A 17,971-nucleotide genomic window follows, 5' to 3' on the forward strand; every position below is an offset into this window, starting at 1 on the left:
CGTGAGTTTGCCAAGGTGAAGAAAAAGAATCTTGTAATGAAAGATCTGGAAGAATTGATACAACTAAAACTCGACAAAATGGTTTTAGCTAATCCGAACCGCATCAATTTTTATGAGCGATATCAACAAATAATAACTGATTATAATAGTGAACAGGACAGAGCCACCATTGAAAAGACTTTTATGAATCTGATGGATCTTGCGAACAGTCTTGATCAGGAGGAGCAGCGATATGTCCGAGAAGGTTTCTCCAGCGATGAAGAGCTGTCTCTTTATGATATGCTGTTCAGAGAAGATCTTTCAAAATCAGATATCAGAAAAATCAAAGAAGTTGCTGCAAATCTACTCCAAAAGATTAAATCTAAGATAGCGGAACTTGATCACTGGACTGATAAACAGGAAACAAAAGCTGTTGTGGATACTCTAATTCGTGACACATTATGGGCTGAACTGCCGGAGAGCTATGATGAGATAAGCATTTCCGAATATCGTCGTCGAATTTACGAATATATTTATGTGCGGTACAAAGAAGTTGCATAACTAATGACTAAGCTTTGCTTTAGGAATATACATATTGCTTACAAGGACAACTGGCGTTACAACACATACAGGTGCAGCAAAATATTATGCCCGTTGCTTCCGTTAACCAGATAACCGATGATACCTTTGTTTGAAAAGGGATTTGCTGAATGGATATAATCGGTAGTTGTCAATGATTTAGTAACAATATTTAATAATGATATCTCGCCGATTCCTGATATAGAGTATTAATTAAAAGGAGGCTGAACATGAACACAAATGAACTTGCAAAAAGCATATCACAATCAAGTATTGTTCCTGCTGTTAAATATGATGTCAACCTTAAAGAGTATAGATCGCTCCCATTAGCAGAAATATCATCCTTAGGAATGGGATTTGAACCGGTTGTTGGTCACATTTCAGCAGTAGTCGGAAATGGTGGCTCGGGCTTATATCATGTTGAAGTTCCAAAGGGATTTCATTTGGCATCATTTAAAGACGGGACAGGCTATTTAGGCACTGCACTAAATAATACAACTAACCAAGTAGGTGCCCAAGCCACACTAACTCCTGTTATGGATCCTACGATGCTAATTGTTTCACTTGCGATATCAGCTATTACCGATAAGCTCAATGACTGTATTCAAATCGGCGAGGCTGTACTAAAAAGATTGGATGCTGCCGAAAAAGCCAAGATAACAGGCAGCATAAACTTTATGAATGATGTATACCGTGAATACAAATACAAATGGAATAACACACGATATATCGAAAGCAGCCTAACTACTTGTAAGGGTATACGCAGCCAAGCCGAGATAAGCATTGAACTTCAAAGATCACTTATCAAAGACGAACTGAAAGAATCAGGATTCTTAAAAAAGGGAAAGACTGTTATTAAAAAGTACAATTCAATCATTTCAGCACTAAAGAATTATCAGTTAGCACTGTATATGCGTGCTTTTGCATATTTTCTCGAAGTGTTGTTTGAAGAGAATTTTGACCTCAATTACTTAAAAGCTGTTTCGGATAATATATATAAGTATTCGCTTGAATATAAGGAGATATATACAGATTGCTTTAATTATATAGAGGATTATAACAAATCGTCATTCAAGAGCAATCTGATCGGTAAGAGTTCTTCTGTGAGCAAGCATATTGGAAAAGCGGTCAATAAAGTGCCGTTAGTAAGCAAGACTCAGATAGATGAAAATTTGATCGAGCTTGGAGAAAAACTCAGCACATTAAATGACACTCGAAATGAATCGTTGATGCAAGATTTTTCAGAACTCAGGAATGAATATTCAAAAGAGATAAGACAGTCTGTTGAATACATATCTGATGTTTTTAATAAAGAAACACAGCTTCTGTTTGATGATAAAAATGTATACTATAAAATAGAGGGATAATATGACCATACAAGCCACAATAAAGCAAAAGCTTAACGAAATTGAACAAAAAGAAAACGTAAAGATACTGCACTGCATAGAATCAGGCAGCAGGGCGTGGGGATTTGCATCGCCGGACAGCGATTACGATGTCAGGTTTATATATGTCAGATCAAAAGAATACTATCTGCGTCTTGATAAAACGAGAGATGTCATCGAGTGGCAGCTTGATGATACACTTGATATAAATGGCTGGGATATTCAGAAAACGCTGCGGCTTTTGCATAAGTCAAATCCTACTGTATTTGAATGGGACAACTCGCCGATAGTTTATAAGTCTTCTGATGAGTGGGAAAAGGTCAGAGCTTTGATAAACGAATATTTCAGCCCAAAAGCAGGACTGTACCATTATCTCAGTACAGCAAAGACAAACTATCGTGATTATTTAAAGGGCGACAAAGTCAGGTTGAAAAAGTATTTCTATGTGCTAAGACCTCTGCTTGCGTGCAGATATATCCTTGATAAGGGTCAGCCGCCGCCCATGCTGTTTTCAGAGCTTGTGGAATGTGAACTTGAAGAACAGATGCGTCCTGTTGTAAGCAGGCTAATTGATTTGAAAATGAACACCCCTGAGCTTGGCACGGGTGACAGGATAAGCGAGATAAACGACTACATCGACAAAAGTATTCCCGAGATCGAGGAGGTTCTTTTGAATATGTCAAAGCAAAAAGACACCGACTGGGGAAAGCTAAATGATTGTTTTTTGGAGTTGACAGGGATATTATAATCATCAATGCCATGTCATTCATTCCTAATCAACGCCAATTAGTTTTTGGGTTGCTTCATAGTTTAGTCTGTTTTGAGTTTATTGATAAGGGTGTAGTGTTATTGGGCTGATACAGTACATATCGCTATATCTCCGGTTTCTTTAGGTCATTAATGATTTGATTATAACGGGTGTGATTAGCACTTAATATCGGACAAATAAATAGTTTCATATTTCAGCATCCAATTGATATTGAAATATGAAACTAAGCCCGAAAAGAGATATGCCGTAATTCTTGTTCTTTATTTGTTCATTGTTGTCATAAAAACTTAACGAAAGATGCGAGAATTGATTTCTCTGAAATGCCCGAAATTCCGATGTTTTAAAAAGTTTCAAAAACACCAAAAAAGCGTGGGGGAATTTTCAAATTTATACTAAGGGGTGCAGATATACGAGGGATATTTAGCTGAATATACTCTGCAAAAAGCATTATTCAGAACGGAGGTAATGATGATCAATGTCTAACAGATCTATCCTGCTGCTTGTTTTACTTGTCTTGGTCTTAGGGCTGTATGCACAAGTTACTCTATCTGACGAGAGCTTTCTTGATTACCTGCCTGAAACAGAATTCTTTTCTGATAATAAACAGACAAAGATTACTCAACCGGTTCAGCCGGAACAGCCTGTGCAAACAACTGCACCACAAGTAACTACACGCAAAAAGAAAACGACAACCAAAAAGACTGCCAAAAGAAAAACTGTCGAGATTCCCGAGCAGGAAGATGTACAGATTTACAAGGACGACCGCATTCCGGATTATAAGCAGACACATACGCCCGAATATAAAGATGTAAAGATTGAATGGACATCACACGATCAGATGCATATCTTTTCCATTACCATGCACCTGGATAAATATATGTATGAGTATTATCACTCGCTTGCAAGGTATTACGACGAAAAAGACTATCAGAAATACATAGATGACAGCAACAACCGGGAGATACTCAAATCAATTGCCGACAGCCTTAAAAATCTTGCTGACGGTGCCGGATATGATGGGAGCCAGACGGCATTGGAAGCTATCAACTTTGTGCAGGCTATAAAATATGTATATGACATAGATTCGACTGGAAAAGAAGAGTTCCCCAAATATCCTCTTGAAACGCTGTATGATTTCGGAGGTGACTGCGAAGACACGAGCATTCTGCTTGTCGGAATACTCAGAGAGCTTAATTTCGGCACTTGTCTGCTTGATTATGATGACCATGTGGCTATCGGCATTATGGGAGAAGACTCAATAACCGGATCGTATTTTGAGATCGACGGCAAAAAGTATTTCTATGTTGAAAGCACAGGCGAAGGCTGGACTGTCGGAGATATGCCTGATGATGTCAAAAACAGATCCGCAAAGGTCATAAAGATAACAGGATAGTTTTAGCTTTTCCTTTCTCCACTGACTTTCTCCAGCGCATCAAACACCTTATGATATACCACCTGATTGGGGTAGTAATCATAATTTGCAAACACAGATATGCCCGTGTGATAAAAATGTTCAAGTATCGCAGCGGCGCAGGCGGCACTTCTGCTTTGTCCGTATTCGCACTGGCAGATGATGTCCATGCCCTTATCAAAAGCATCGTAGATAAACCTTGCCATAGCATCAGCCTCAGGGAAAAACGTTTCATAGGTCAGTCCCTTATCGGCAAGGTAGTAAAGGTCGAGATCATCAAGCTCGCTGTAAAAAACGCTCTCGCACACGCCGCTGTAATCAATGTGAGTGTAGCTTTTGTCAAGGTGCTTGAGTGCAGGGTCATAAAAGCTGATGACAGCCGTTTTTTCGGGAAAATCCCCCTGTGCTATCACCGCCTCGATCGCCTCTCTTGAATAGATACTAACGTTCATAAGACACCTCCGGAGTTTTCGATTATTTTCTTGCTTATGAGCATATTATAGCACATCGTGTGGGGAGAAAACCTCACATAACAAAGAATAACAGCAGGCCGCTCGTTTAGGGCGGCTTGCTGTTTTAATGAATGACTATTCAGAGATAATATCCAAAAGTTTATCTTCAGAGATCTCATTATTACTGTTATCATCAAGATAAAAATGACCATTGGTGCAAAACAGATATAAAACTCTATCAAGTTTATATGCAGAACAATCTTTATCAAAACCCTTTTCTCTGATTTCCTTTGCCCATTCCCACATATATAAGGCTACATATTCATCACAAGTCAGTCTGGAATTCTTTTTAATGCCTTTTAGCTCTGGGAATCTCATTTCTTCTCTATGATTATTGATATATTTTTGAATAACCTTATCAGCCATAGATTTATCATGATCATTTGAAGTATTATTAGTTTTCAGCAGTTCGGCAACAACTCGTTTGATATGCAGATCGGGTTTTGCAAGCCAGATGGCACCGCACTCTTTCAGCCAGTTATAGCATACAGCCGGACCGACACCGGCAATGTTATTCTTGATGTATCGAAGATCGTAGAGATATTTCTTAAACTCTTCTATGTTTTCAGGCTCTTTTAAAAGATGATCATGATCAAATGTCAGTTCTTTTCCGCCTATCTTGCCATTAGAAAGAAATACGGCGCACTGATATATACCTGTCAGATATTCATTCCATTTTTTCTCATTTTCTATCTTGTTGGGGTATTCTTCTTTAAGCTTATCTATCAAATTATCAACATTCGTATAGTTTTTTGTCGTTTTTTTAGGGTCAAATCCATAAAGAATATCACTTAATATTTCCTGTGTATCGGAAGAGTCATTATAAAACTTTACGATATTACCCATATATTGCCTGTCTGAATCATGCCCGCAGAATAGATAGAAATAATGGTTGATGCCGTCACCATATATCTTTTCAAATCCCGGTTTATAATACTTTGAAATATCTACGTCTTGCTTATTGGCAAGTTTTTCAAGATCGTCCTTTGCTTTCAAATAAACATTTATTCTGTTCATAAATAGACCTCCTAAAAAATGACTGCTATTTCTTTGTTATAATTGTATCATAACGGCCGAGTGATGTCAATGAAATATGTCCCATACTATCGTATTCTACAAATGACGAGGCCTGCATTTGTGCAAAAGGTAGAACTTGGTAAAAACACACTCACATCTTCGGACAATAAGCCCTATGTGTGGTATAATGTCATTAGTTGATATGATGAGGAGTTTTTTACCCATAGTATATGTTATGATATAAGCACAGTAAGAAAAACGACCGGTGAAACAGGGGGAATAGCTATGGAACTAAAGCCTTTGACAAAAGCACAGATCAACTGCGGCAAGGTGCTGCTCAAATGTATCGCAAGAGGGCAGTACACGATAACTTACGGCGAGATAGCCGGGCTTACAGGAATACCCGCCCGTGCGCCGGGGCATGATGTGGGCGCACATATCGGTGAGCTTTCAAAGCACTGCTATGAGCTTGGGCTGCCGCTGATATCGGTAATGGTGGTTCAGAAGTCAACCAATATATGCGGCGAAGGCTTTTTCGACCTTTGCAATGAGCTTAATGTCCACCCCGAGTACAGCAGAAAAATGGGGGCGATGTTCGATGTTTGTATGAAAGAGGTCAGTGAGTGTACCGAGTGGGGCAGGCTGGCCGATTATCTTAAACTTTATATTGACGGCCTTAATTAAACATAAGAAAGGAGCCACTATGAACTTCTACTGCACCCTCTCAACCCTTACAGATACTCTTGATCATATGGAAAAGCTCTTTGGCGGCAATATCGGCAGCTATAAATGCAATCTCAAAGGGTATAATGACAATTACCGTTATATGTTCTGTAAGTATTCAGTGCGTGTGCCTTCGCTCGGCATAATCCTGCGTGAGATACAAGAAGAAAAATATGACGAGGAGGAGCAGGAATTCCTGTTTCTTGATGACGGCATAGTTCATGTTGACGAGAATGATGATTTTGAGGGTATTATGTACATCAACTTTGATGACTATATAAGGTCATATATGAATGAGCATAACATAAGCCCCGGCACAGACCCCGATATAATAGTCGAGGTCGAGGACGAGCCCGAGCTCAGTGATTACCCGTAAACTTAAACGGAGGTGCATTTTATGAAATATGGTCTTACACAGAATGAACGTATGAAAGCCCGTGAGCTTGAACGTGAAAAGGAAAAGGTGCGTCAGCGTATGAGGGGTGAGAAGCCGCTCTCAGCCGCTGCGAGGATAGCAAAAGAAATGGACGAGATACGAGCAAAATATGAGCATGACAAGATGCTGTCGGAATTTTACAAAATGCAGAGAAAATCACGATAGGGGGAATTTGTATGAGCGTAAGCCAGCCTAAAAAGCTCGCAATAATCTATATCCTGCTGGTGCTTGAAAGGTTCACAAGTGCATCTGAGCGGATAACCCAGCAGCGCATAGTCGAGCTTGTCGAGCAGGAATACGGTATGGTGCTTGACCGAAAGACGATACGCCATAACCTGTCAAAGCTGCTTGAAGCAGGTTTCCCACTTGAATATGATGAGCTTGAAAGAGCAGGCAAAAACGGCACGACAGAGCTTATCCACACAAACTGGTACTATTCCCCCGAGGTCAGATTTGACGAGAGCGAGCTGCAGGTGATGATAGACAGCCTGCTCTTTTCAAACTATCTTCCCGCAAAGCAGTGCAAAGACCTTATCAAAAAGGTAGTATCTTTCGGCAGTCCCGAGTTTGTCAAAAAGCATTCGTCTGCATATTCCGCCGTTGTCGAGCGCCCTGCAAACAAGTCGCTGTTTTATGTTATATCGGTGCTTTGCGAGTCGATATCGGCAGGCGTTCAGGTGAGCTTTGATTACTTCGATTACGATACCGATATGAAACCACACCCACGCCTTGATGACAACGGCAAGGTCAAGCTGTATGTCATAAGTCCCTACAAGCTCGTGTCGCTAAACGGGCGGTATTATCTGCTTTGCAGCTCTGCTGACCACGACAAGCTGCTCTCATTCAGAGTTGACAGGATAAAGAACATCAGCCTGCTTGATAGCAAAGCAAAGAGCGTGCGCTCGCTTAAAGGCTATAAAAACGGCATAAACCTATCCGACTACATAAGCGAGCACCCGAATATGTGGGGCGGCGAGGTGAGTGTGTGCGTTTTCCGCTGCCCGAGATACATAATGAATGACATCGTTGACTGGTTCGGCAGCAAGGCAGGTATAACAAAGGTCGATGATGATACGATAGAGATCAGGGTGCGCATAAGTGAAAAGGCAATGCTACACTGGGCTTTGCAGTACAGCGACTGCGTTGAGGTGCTTTTCCCGGAAAGTCTGAGGAATGATATAGCAAAGACGCTGCGTGAGGCAGCCAAAAGATACGGTAAGGATACAGTATGACGATCAATGATATTCAAAGAAATAGCCTTATAGCCGGCTGGCGGGAGCTGTCGGATATGATAACACAAAAGCCCCTGTCTCTCGACTGCTTCAAAGACCTGTACAAAAGAACATGGGGCTATTTTTCGGCTATTGCAGCAAACGGCACGCTTGCTCTGAAGGACATAAGGCTTATAAACGAGCTGCACAGCGTTAGCTTCGTGCTTTGCGGATCAGAGGGAGAAGTATTTGAGATAGCCAAAAGCAATAAGCTATGGGGCGAATACTTTACCTGCAGCGTGTTTATTAATGCTCTGCTTAAAAGTATTCCCGACAAAGAGTTTGCGTCAGGCGAGCTTGTTATCAGATCGGGCGGAGAAACAAGTGTTATTTATCCGGAGGGATTTGATATGGTATTTGATGAGAGGGTGAAGAAGGAGATAATGATATGATATGTTACAGAATCACACTTGATATTTCCAAAACTATCACCCCTAATGAGAATGGACTTACAGAATACAGCAGAGAGTTTATTGATCAAATAAATACCGGGTTTAACAGATTCAATGAAAAGAATTATGGTAGTAGTTTTGCTTTTATCAGCGATTACAATGGGGCTTGGATCGTTATCAATATGATCATAAATAATGGGAGCAGCGTTGATGATGCAGTATCTGCGCTTATTAAAAACTGTGGATTTGTTGGTAAGTACACTATTGGTGAGACTACGGTAGAATTTGTGAGAAGATATGCGGAAAACCATTATATCAGGGATTTTGTGTTTGATGATAATATGCTCGAACCATTCGGAATGTATAGGTTCAGTAGCAATCCGAAATTGACGGAAAGAGTTGTAGATCTGATACCTTATAAAGAAATAAAGAACCAATCTATCTTTGGTCTGTATGATCATGATCTTCTGCCGGAGATAGAACGTATAAAACAGCCGGCGAAGTGTGTGGGAGCAAAAGGTCATCCTGTTCACTACATTATAAGATGCAGTAATGCAAACAAGGCTTGCGATGACCTTGTTTCCGTGTTGTATGAAAATAGCAGACTGATATCGAAACGCTGTACAGTCATAAAGCCTATGACAATACGGGTAGCAAATTCGCTGGATATATATTTTGAAGCAGCAAGATACGGAACTGTTGTTATGGATATAAACAGTTTCTCATGGGAAACTGAAGATCGAGCCATATATAATTTTCTAACTGAACAGCTTACAAAGTTAATTATGGAATACTGTCAGGATACACTTATGATCTTCTTAATGCCCAATCATTTTGATAGTGTTTCGGGAACTATAAAAAACTCACTCCCCGAATTGACCTTTATCGAGATAAATGAGCGTCTTGCAATGAACAATGACGCAAAGAAAATACTCCGAGCCTACTGTCGTAAGGACAATGTAAAAGCTGATAAGGAGCTTTTATCTTTTGTGGCAAAGGACACAGGATACAATTCCGATGACCTTCGTGTGGCATACAGAAAGTGGTATGCCAATGCACTGAAAACACAGGTCTATCCGCAGTACTCCGAATTCAAAAAGAGTTTAGACCGTAAAACTGTGCTCACACAGGAAGGCAGGGCATCACGCCAACTTGCAGAGATGATAGGTCTTAGAGAAGTAAAGGAACTCATCGAGCAGGCAGTTATATATTCCAAAATGCAGAAGGCTTTTGCGGACAGAGGTATGCCTAACGCAAAACGCTCTATGCATATGGTATTCACCGGTAATCCTGGCACAGCAAAAACCACAGTTGCAAGGCTATTTGCGCAGATATTGAAGGATAACAAGATCCTCTCTGTTGGTAATATTATTGAATGTGGGAGAAGTAATCTTGTCGGAAAATATGTTGGATGGACAGCGGTACAGGTCAAGCAGTTGTTTCAGAAAGCGCAGGGTTCGGTGCTATTTATTGATGAGGCATATTCACTCTGCGATGACCGCAATGGTTTGTTCGGAGATGAGGCTATCAATACTATCGTGCAGGAAATGGAGAATCAGCGAGAGGATATGGTTGTTATCTTTGCCGGATATCCAAAAGAAATGAAAGATTTTATTGACCGCAATCCGGGACTGAGATCTCGCATATCATTCTATGTCGATTTCAAGGATTATTCACCGTCGGAGCTTTATGATATAACAAAGCATATCGCTGGGAACAACGGATATAAGATGGCAGATGATACATATGAGAAACTTATCCCGATATTTGAAGCCTCCGTAGGTACAACAAATCACGGTAACGGACGATATGCAAGAAATCTTGTTGAGAAAGCGCAGCTTGCTCAGGCGTTAAGGCTTTCAAAATGCGACCTTTCAGCGCTGACAGGTGACGAGCTCTTGACACTTAAAGCAGAGGACTTTTCAAACTTCAATATCGGAATATCAGATAATGAAAACCAGCCGGCTTGCAGGATAGGCTTCAAGGTAGGATGAGAAGATTTTTATTATTCTTTTATATAAAATGATAATAGAGAGCATTAATTGACAGAAAGGCGGTACCTATGAAATGTATCTGCACACTTGCTACTCTTCCGGAAAATCTTGACAGTATCACAGATGAATACGCAGCAATGCTAAATGATTACTTCAAGCTCGAGCAGCCTCTCTCCGCCGGGCGGTTTGGTGAGATACTTGATGTTTTTCCCGAACACAACCGCAGCGTACTATTGCTCCATATTTGCGAGGGTATGAGCCTCACGGAGATATCCGCAATAAGTAATTCCAACGTAATGCGTATAAAACAGGTTTTCGACAAAGCCGAGCGTATGATGAATTACAAAATACAAAACGTCAGCAAGAAGCAAATAAGAGACTATCTTGACAAAACGGAGGACAACGTATGAAGATACTGAACATTCACGGCTATCACGGAAGCCCGAGGAACAGTGCATACAAGGCGCTTGATCCTTTCGGGTGCGAGATCATAGCACCCGAGCTGGACTATGACAGCGTATCGCCCGAGAACATTCTCGGCGGTTTGAAATACATTCTTACTGACAAACGCCCTGACATTGTTGTCGGGACGAGCCTCGGTGGATTTTATGCGGCGGTGCTGAGTGCTCAGCATAATTGTCCCGTGATACTTATCAATCCCTTTCTGATGTCATTTCTGACATTCGACGGTGATGTTCGCCCACGCAAGGATACAAAGGCTCTGATCGGGCTGTTCGGCTCGCTCTCAAAAATCGACATCAGCAATGTGAGCTGTATCGTTGGAGATAACGATGAGCTGCTCGGTGACCACAGGTTTACGGAAAAACTACTCGGCAACGCACGCTTTCGCCGTATTTCCGGAGGAGGACATTCGGGGCACACGCTGCCGCTGAAAGACTTTTTTGCTAAGATACTGCCTTACTATACGGATACTCTGCCACGGAAGGAGTGGTTTCCGGGAATTGATGAGTATTAGTTAGTGCTGACGGATAGATTTTTAAATGTGATATATATTCTTTATTAAAAGATAATACCGAAGCTTACAAAAGTGAACTGACCCCAAAAAGTTAGACAAACTTTTCAAAGAAAACTTGTGCAAAGCGACTAAGAGAGATCTTGGTCGCTTTTGTCATGCAGCGTTGAGCCTGTATTCAACAGGTGACATTCCATCAAGCTTAAGCTTGATGCGCTTTGTGTTGTACCAAACGATGTATGAATGTAGTTCTGAAATGAAGTGCTCAACAGATGAGAATTCCTGTAAGTAGAGAAGTTCTGTTTTCAGCAATCCAAAGAAGTTTTCTGCGCAGGCGTTATCAAGACAGTTTCCCTTTCGTGACATACTTTGTCTTATGCCTTTATCTTTGAGCATTTTCTGGTACTGCTTGTGCTGATACTGCCAGCCCTGATCTGAATGCAAAATGAGTCCGGTGTTTTCCGGTATCTTTGCAAATGCTTTATTCAACATATCGGTCACTTGATTCAAATTAGGGTGGTAACTCAGGTTGTAGGACACAACCTCTCCGTTGAAAAGATCGATGATGGGCGACAGATACAGCTTGACACCAAACAGAGCAAACTCTGTCACATCTGTGACCCACTTCTGATTTGGCTTATCCGCTTTGAAATCACGTTCCAAAAGATTTGGTGCTATTCTGCCGACTTCACCCCTGAATGAGTTGTATTTCTTCATGCGAACGCGGCAGAATATACCCATTTTACGCATTAATCGCTGAATTGTCTTGTGGTTTATCCTATGCGTTTTTCTCAGTTCTTTCGTTATCCTGCGATAGCCATAGCGTCCTTTGCTTTCATCATATATCCTGCGGATATCCTCCTTGATTACTGCATACTTATCCGGTTTCGGATCATTGAATCGTTTGCTGTAATAGTAATAGGTGCTGCGAGGGATACCGGCAACATCAATGAGCAGACCTATCTTGTGTTCATGCCTCAGTTCCCAGATCACTTGTGCTTTTTCTCTTGCCGTACCCTTTCGGAAACCAAGGCATTCAATTTTTTTAAGTATGCATTCTCCGCACGAAGACGCTGAACCTCGGCTATGAGGTCTTCTTCGACTTCTTTTTTCAGTTTTGGAGGACGACCTGTTGATTTGCGCCCACGACGTTCAACATAAAATCCTTCTTTGCCTTCTTCAAGATAGATGCGCTCCCACTTCGCAACTGTCTTATCTCCTTGTGGAATGTCAAATTGTCTTGCAGTTTCCATATAACTTAATTTCTCGTTCTGCATTGTTTCAACCACTTTGATCTTAAATTCGGGTGTGTATCTCTTATTGGGTATTCCTTTAGGCATAAAAATGCCCCCCTTTCGTTAGATTCCTAATTGGTATGTTTCTATTATACCACATTGTCTAACAAAAGGGGAGCATTTCAAAGCCGGCTTCAGTATTTTTATGATCAAAAGAAAGACCATTTTATGATTTTTAATGCTTTTAGAAAACCAAGATGATATGGAATAACGGGCAGTCTTGTGTACAAGAGTATGCCGTGAGTTTTGTCCTTTACTTGTCCTTAAAACACCCGCATTTCGCATCCTAAACAAACGTTTAGTAATTTCGCTCAAACGTCGCAAAATAGGCGTTTATGAAAAGATAGTCAAAAGTATATTTGTTTGATTTTGGGCAACTTCATATAACTTTGTTGACCAAAAGTTGTCCAAGACAGGATAAGGCAGTGGAATATATCGTAAACACATTTTCAATAAAAAGCCGACCATTTATTACCGGGTGAGAAAAATGGTCGGCTTGAATTATGTTGATTATATCAGAATCAGTTTTTGGGGCAGGAGAATTGCTATGATGTATTATAATTGCTAAACATGTTAAGTATATTACTTGATCGTACCAAACTTACTTACGCACATAACCCCATACCCTGCACACTTTACAATACATATCAGACAGAATACCCATACGCTCATTCCGGACAGATACATTCCGTTATGCGCCGAAGATGAAAAAGCATAGCTCATAACCTTTCCCTCAGCTATAAGCGCAGGGAAAACACAGGCTGCAAAGCTCAAAAAGAATGTAAACAGCATATTTTTTGTATAAACGGAAATAAGGCAGATAAATGCAGCACATACTGCAAATGAAAACGCTCGCATCAGGCTGCTGCGTACAAACAGACCGATAACTGTCATTTCCCCATATTCCTCACAGCCCAATATGCTTTGAAGAGGAGCAAAGGCGCTGTCAAGCCCGTATCGGGCTGCAAATGTGCATAACTCTGCTGTACTTATTATCAGAGAGAGCAAAAACATTACAACCATGCTGACCGATAGCTTTATTACGGCAAGACGTGTTTTTCCGCATTTCGTAGTACGGAGGATATCAGCCATTTTGCTGCTGTATTCATTGCAGAAAACAGGAGGGATAAGCAGCATCATAATCAGCACCGACAATAAATCATAGCGGCGATAGGAGTAAAGATCATACCAATCCGTATCATAGAAAAACTCTCCAGTACCGAGGCTGTCAAAGCTCTCACATTTCATTGCAAGATATTCAAGTGTCTGCTGCTCGGCGATTGCCTTGTTGTATTGCTTGTTGTGAGTTGCAAATTCATCAAGGTCTATCAGATTGGCATTGTACTGCTCCAAAAGCTGTTCATGCTCTGCAATTACATTGTTGACCTCATCAAGCCGAGTGAAGATCAATTCACGCTTTTGGGGGGTGTATTCTCCTGCAAGCTGCTCTGTATACTGCCTGTATACCAGCGTTGAATATGGGTGCTCATGATCTGCAGGCAGCAGCCCAAGAACTATTTCCAAAGCAATGGCTATAACGATAATTATAAGGCGTTTATGCAGCAGCTTTTTTGTTTCAAAATATATAAGCGTCACTGCCCACTCACCTGCCCGAACCTGAGCATATATACATCTTCAAGTGTCGGAGAAACGGAGACAGCGTTTTCAAACGGTTTGCTGCTCTGAACGATATGCAGCCTTGTTCCGCCCCCTGTCTTTATGATTGCAGAATTGGTATGTAACAGCGCATACTCATCAGCAAAGCCGTCCTCACATTCAAGCTCCCAGACACAGCCCTCGGCAGAGGAAATGACCTCTGCAAGTGTGCCGCTTTTAACAACTTTTCCTCCGTCAAGAAGTATCACATTATCCGATATACTCTCTATATCTGATACGATATGCGTAGCGATCAGCAACAGCTTTCCCCGACCGATACGGCTCAGGATATTGCGAAATCTCATTCTTTCCTTCGGGTCAAGCCCTGCGGTAGGCTCGTCAAAAACAAGAATATCGGGGCCGCCAAGAAGTGCCGCAGCTATACCGAGCCTGCGTTTCATCCCGCCCGAATACTCACCGCATTTTCGCTTTTTGTCATCAGTAAGGTTTACAAATTCAAGCAGCCTATCTATTTCATTATGGGCATTTTTTATGCCCTTTACAGCCGCAAAATATCTCATCATCTCCTCTCCCGTAAAAGAGGGGTAAAAGCCCATATCCTGCGGCATAAAGCCAAGCCTTGTGCGGTAATCGGCACCGAGAGAGAGTATCTCTCTGCCGTCAAGAGTGACACTTCCGCTTGTTTGCCAAAGCAGCCCGACTATTATATTCATAAGCGTACTTTTGCCTGCACCGTTTGGCCCGAGCAGGGCATATACACCGTTCCCGAGAGTTAGGTCTATCCCGTCAAGGGCAGTCTTGTTTTTATAGCGTTTTGTAAGCCTGTCTATTTTAAGCTCCATTTTCTCACCTCGCAGGTCTTGCATATTTTTTGAAAGCTGTAATAATACATACAAAGGTTATCAGACAAGTGAGCGCTGCGGCGCATACCAGTCTTGATACCGCAAAGCCGACGACCGTGATATAGTCGAACCTGAAAAAATAGGTTTTCAGGTTAAGAAAGCTCTGCGGCAAGACCGTGCGCAGACGGTCAAAAGCAATGTATCGGGTGTCAAGCGCAGAGGAGTTTTCACCCGACACATAAATAAACAGCATCGTCATTATTATCTGCGGCATTATCGTCACAAGTGCCGAGACAGGCACGGCAGCGCCTGCTTTTTTGGTCAGCACCGATGCTAAGACCGAAACCGCTGTAACAAAGAGATAAAACAACAGCTTAAGGCAAAGCTTAATGGCCAAAAAGCCGCCTAAGGTGATGATGTAGGGGCAGTATTCAAAGCCCTCGAACTGCTGCAAGGGAAGTGAAAGGTCAGTAATGCCAAAGCACAATACCCCCACGATAAGCTGGCTAACAGCGCTAAGTATTACTACCGCTGCCGTTACCGAATACGCTGCTGCAAGCTGACTCCAAAAAAGCCGCCCCTTGCTTTTTATCTCCGAGTTTATGACACGGTATGCCCCCGATGAATAGTCAAGGGTGAACATTCTGACAGCGATGATCACAGCTAAAAGCATCATTGCATAGTCCCAATATATATTGTCAAGATAAACAAGCAGCTCACTTAGCTTGCCGCTTTCGGTGAGTTTCATATCTATAACAGTATTGTATTTTTCTGCCGCAAGCTCATTGAGGGTGATTACACTTTGATCGGGATCAGTCTTTGCACGTTCACGCTCGGCGGCGGAAATCGCATCTGTTATAAGCGCCCTGCGGTGAGAGGGAAAGTCCTTTTCTATAAAGTCAAGTCTTTGCCTGATCGTTTGGCAGATAAACAGCTCATTTATAAGCTTTGCAGGATACTCCTCATCGGATGCGGCTATCTGCTCGTTAAGCTCGCTCTCTCTTGCTAAGATATATGAGCGTATCTCCGCACTGCTTTTTTCCCGATGAAATGCTCTCGATGTATTCTTGCCGCTGTGATAAGCTCTTTCCAACGTCTATATTATATTTTACCGTTCTGAACACGAAAATTCCAAGCAGAGCTGCGCACATCAGCAGCGATATCAGCATAAGCCTTGACGAGAACAGCTTTTTAAGTTCAAAACACATATCATACACCGTCCGTTATTATACTGTGATCTTTGCTGCCGTTTTTGAAAACAAAGCCTATCCTGCCGTTCGTAAGCTGCCCGTCGCCGTCTGTAATAGTATCAAGCACAAACACCTTGTCGGTCTGAGCGTTCCATATTATTCTCGGCATAAAGCCGCCTTGCGGATAGCAGATCTCTTCGTCTATATCCTCCGTATCGGCATTATCCTCACGCACCTTGCAGGAAATGTCACATTCCGCCGTCTTCCCCGTTTTCAGATCATACACATATACCTTCCCCTCATCAGCATGAAAATGCGTATAATATATCGCCTTATCTGTGATACAGCAGCCCACATAGCAGTTCTCTATAAGCCTTTGAGGTGAGCTGCCGTCACGCTCTGCGCTCATCAGGATCGGGGTCTGCCCCTCCCATTTTATGTAATAGAGCCTTCCTCCGCTTACCGATACCTGCCCTGCCTTATCGTCAAGCTTTTTAAGCTTATTGTCCGCAAAGGTGCATGAAAACAATTCGTTATTCTCTGTGCAAAAGAAATAAATAGTCCTCATTTGCCGCATAAGAGATAATACTGCTGTCCTCGGATAGTATCACGGGTTCGCTTGCAGTATTTGTTGTTACATCAAATGTTTGAAACCAACTCGCCCCCAGAATATACAGCCTGCCGCCCTGCGACATTATCCCGCCTAAAGAATTTGGCGAATCCGGGAAAAATTCCTTTTCGTAGCTTGTTGAAAAGGTGTTTTCATAAAATGGGTTCCTGCTCTTTGCCGTCAAAAAGCATAGTGCATTGCCGCTTGTAAAGTAAAGCCCGTTTGATGCTGCAACGGGGGCGTTCATCTGTAATTGGTCAAGGACACCCGGGCTGTTCTCAGAATGTGCGCAGCCTGCGATATTGCAAAGGTGCGAAAACCTCTCGCTTTCTGTATCAAGCACGCAGCTGCTCACACCCACGCCGCCTATACAAAAGGTCTTAGTTCCAATTGACGTGATCCCGAGAGAGCTTATATTAAACGGCTTTTCATCAAGCTCTGTCGGTTTGCCCGAAGTAAAACTCGTATGTGTCAAGCTCACTTATAAGCTCAGCCTGCTGTGCTTTCTCGCTTTCTATGTCAACATAGCTGCCGTGCTGTTTGCACAGCCCGAAAGCAGCAATATAGAGAGCAATATAAATGCTGATCTTTTTCATCACTTAACACCCCCAAACGGTATATCTATGCTCATTTCCTCAAATACTCCCGCCGTCATTTCCTCGGGAGATCTGTTTTGTCTGAGGTCAAGAAACTCCACCCTTATGCTGTCTGTGTTATCAGTTATATCAAAAGCTCCCTGTATTATACACGGGTCATTTTCCGACAAAGGCTCGCCCTTAAATGTCGCATCCTTTATATCCGCCGAGTGATACCAATGCTTTTCGCCGCTTTTAGCCGTATAATACATCTGCGGAAAAAGTGACATAAATCTGTCATTTTTATGCAGTTTATCATATTCCTCCACTTTGCCGTTATACTCGTCCTCGGTCATAGTAAACGGGTCAAGCGTTTTTGAAAACTCCGCCCATTGCATTTC

At 42.0% G+C, this 17,971-nt stretch carries 24 protein-coding genes; 12 read left to right on the forward strand and 12 right to left on the reverse strand.

Going from position 1 to position 17,971, the window contains the following annotated elements:
• Positions 1-15 precede the first annotated feature (15 nt).
• From CD05_RS21235 to CD05_RS20180, 4 genes are all read left to right on the forward strand, one after another.
• Positions 16-540 (forward strand): DUF3387 domain-containing protein, encoded by a 525-nt coding sequence (locus tag CD05_RS21235; RefSeq protein WP_242841306.1) that lies wholly within the window; start codon positions 16-18, stop codon positions 538-540.
• Positions 541-788: 248 nt separating this feature from the next.
• Positions 789-1,925, forward strand: coding sequence for a hypothetical protein (locus tag CD05_RS0116605; RefSeq protein ID WP_028511416.1), 1,137 nt, complete (start codon positions 789-791; stop codon positions 1,923-1,925).
• A 1-nt stretch (position 1,926) separates the two neighbouring features.
• Entirely contained in the window at positions 1,927-2,691 is a 765-nt protein-coding gene (locus CD05_RS0116610) for a nucleotidyltransferase domain-containing protein (protein WP_037323110.1), read from the forward strand.
• A gap of 496 nt (positions 2,692-3,187) precedes the next feature.
• The gene (locus CD05_RS20180; RefSeq protein WP_051589097.1) at positions 3,188-4,105 is read left to right on the forward strand and encodes a hypothetical protein; all 918 of its coding nucleotides are present in this window, start codon (positions 3,188-3,190) and stop codon (positions 4,103-4,105) included.
• 2 nt (positions 4,106-4,107) lie between these two features.
• Here the strand turns inward: CD05_RS20180 and CD05_RS0116620 are convergent, their stop codons facing one another.
• Positions 4,108-4,575: a hypothetical protein gene (locus CD05_RS0116620; RefSeq protein ID WP_028511418.1), complete on the reverse strand. Its 468-nt coding sequence runs from the start codon at positions 4,573-4,575 to the stop codon at positions 4,108-4,110.
• A gap of 135 nt (positions 4,576-4,710) precedes the next feature.
• A complete protein-coding gene (locus tag CD05_RS0116625) occupies positions 4,711-5,652 on the reverse strand; it encodes a hypothetical protein (protein WP_028511419.1) in 942 nt (313 codons plus the stop codon).
• Between the two features lie 285 nt (positions 5,653-5,937).
• Here CD05_RS0116625 and CD05_RS0116630 point away from each other — a divergent pair, with 285 nt between their 5' ends.
• The 8 genes from CD05_RS0116630 (at position 5,938) to CD05_RS19245 (ending at position 11,444) form a co-directional block, all read left to right on the forward strand.
• On the forward strand, positions 5,938-6,336 hold the full coding sequence (locus CD05_RS0116630; RefSeq protein WP_028511420.1) for a hypothetical protein: 399 nt from the start codon (positions 5,938-5,940) through the stop codon (positions 6,334-6,336).
• A gap of 19 nt (positions 6,337-6,355) precedes the next feature.
• Positions 6,356-6,751, forward strand: coding sequence for a hypothetical protein (locus tag CD05_RS0116635; protein WP_028511421.1), 396 nt, complete (start codon positions 6,356-6,358; stop codon positions 6,749-6,751).
• A gap of 21 nt (positions 6,752-6,772) precedes the next feature.
• Complete coding sequence (locus CD05_RS0116640; protein WP_028511422.1) at positions 6,773-6,976, forward strand: hypothetical protein; 204 nt, start codon at positions 6,773-6,775, stop codon at positions 6,974-6,976.
• A gap of 11 nt (positions 6,977-6,987) precedes the next feature.
• A complete protein-coding gene (locus tag CD05_RS0116645) occupies positions 6,988-8,043 on the forward strand; it encodes a WYL domain-containing protein (RefSeq protein WP_028511423.1) in 1,056 nt (351 codons plus the stop codon).
• A gap of 56 nt (positions 8,044-8,099) precedes the next feature.
• On the forward strand, positions 8,100-8,474 hold the full coding sequence (locus tag CD05_RS0116650) for a hypothetical protein (protein WP_156947539.1): 375 nt from the start codon (positions 8,100-8,102) through the stop codon (positions 8,472-8,474).
• Complete coding sequence (locus CD05_RS20185; RefSeq protein WP_051589098.1) at positions 8,471-10,468, forward strand: AAA family ATPase; 1,998 nt, start codon at positions 8,471-8,473, stop codon at positions 10,466-10,468. The genes CD05_RS0116650 and CD05_RS20185 overlap by 4 nt, the downstream gene beginning before the upstream one ends.
• A 68-nt stretch (positions 10,469-10,536) precedes the next feature.
• Positions 10,537-10,878, forward strand: a complete 342-nt coding sequence (locus tag CD05_RS0116660) for a sigma-70 family RNA polymerase sigma factor (RefSeq protein WP_028511425.1) — start codon at positions 10,537-10,539, stop codon at positions 10,876-10,878.
• Positions 10,875-11,444 (forward strand): YqiA/YcfP family alpha/beta fold hydrolase, encoded by a 570-nt coding sequence (locus CD05_RS19245; RefSeq protein ID WP_051589099.1) that lies wholly within the window; start codon positions 10,875-10,877, stop codon positions 11,442-11,444. The genes CD05_RS0116660 and CD05_RS19245 overlap by 4 nt, the downstream gene beginning before the upstream one ends.
• A gap of 153 nt (positions 11,445-11,597) precedes the next feature.
• Here CD05_RS19245 and CD05_RS0116670 read toward each other — a convergent pair whose 3' ends face one another.
• The 10 genes from CD05_RS0116670 to CD05_RS21005 all read right to left on the reverse strand — a co-directional run.
• Positions 11,598-12,434, reverse strand: coding sequence for an IS3 family transposase (locus CD05_RS0116670; protein ID WP_028511212.1), 837 nt, complete (start codon positions 12,432-12,434; stop codon positions 11,598-11,600).
• A complete protein-coding gene (locus tag CD05_RS0116675; protein WP_028510136.1) occupies positions 12,431-12,781 on the reverse strand; it encodes a helix-turn-helix domain-containing protein in 351 nt (116 codons plus the stop codon). Before CD05_RS0116675 ends, CD05_RS0116670 begins: the two co-directional genes overlap by 4 nt.
• Positions 12,782-13,318: 537 nt before the next feature.
• Complete coding sequence (locus CD05_RS0116680) at positions 13,319-14,332, reverse strand: ABC transporter permease (protein WP_028511286.1); 1,014 nt, start codon at positions 14,330-14,332, stop codon at positions 13,319-13,321.
• A complete protein-coding gene (locus CD05_RS0116685) occupies positions 14,329-15,195 on the reverse strand; it encodes an ABC transporter ATP-binding protein (RefSeq protein WP_028511287.1) in 867 nt (288 codons plus the stop codon). The genes CD05_RS0116680 and CD05_RS0116685 overlap by 4 nt, the downstream gene beginning before the upstream one ends.
• 4 nt (positions 15,196-15,199) lie before the next feature.
• Complete coding sequence (locus CD05_RS0116690) at positions 15,200-16,288, reverse strand: ABC transporter permease (RefSeq protein ID WP_028511426.1); 1,089 nt, start codon at positions 16,286-16,288, stop codon at positions 15,200-15,202.
• A complete protein-coding gene (locus tag CD05_RS21000) occupies positions 16,182-16,403 on the reverse strand; it encodes a hypothetical protein (protein ID WP_198021608.1) in 222 nt (73 codons plus the stop codon). Before CD05_RS21000 ends, CD05_RS0116690 begins: the two co-directional genes overlap by 107 nt.
• 1 nt (position 16,404) lies before the next feature.
• Entirely contained in the window at positions 16,405-16,914 is a 510-nt protein-coding gene (locus CD05_RS0116695) for a DUF5050 domain-containing protein (RefSeq protein ID WP_028511427.1), read from the reverse strand.
• 4 nt (positions 16,915-16,918) lie between these two features.
• Complete coding sequence (locus CD05_RS0116700) at positions 16,919-17,476, reverse strand: hypothetical protein (protein WP_198021609.1); 558 nt, start codon at positions 17,474-17,476, stop codon at positions 16,919-16,921.
• On the reverse strand, positions 17,427-17,591 hold the full coding sequence (locus CD05_RS20780) for a hypothetical protein (protein ID WP_156947541.1): 165 nt from the start codon (positions 17,589-17,591) through the stop codon (positions 17,427-17,429). The genes CD05_RS0116700 and CD05_RS20780 overlap by 50 nt, the downstream gene beginning before the upstream one ends.
• Positions 17,591-17,971 (reverse strand): hypothetical protein (locus CD05_RS21005; protein WP_028511429.1); only part of this gene is annotated, 381 nt, incomplete at its 5' end. The genes CD05_RS21005 and CD05_RS20780, both read right to left, overlap by 1 nt.

This window comes from Ruminococcus sp. NK3A76 (assembly GCF_000686125.1).
Taxonomy (GTDB): Bacteria; Bacillota; Clostridia; order Oscillospirales; family Ruminococcaceae; genus NK3A76.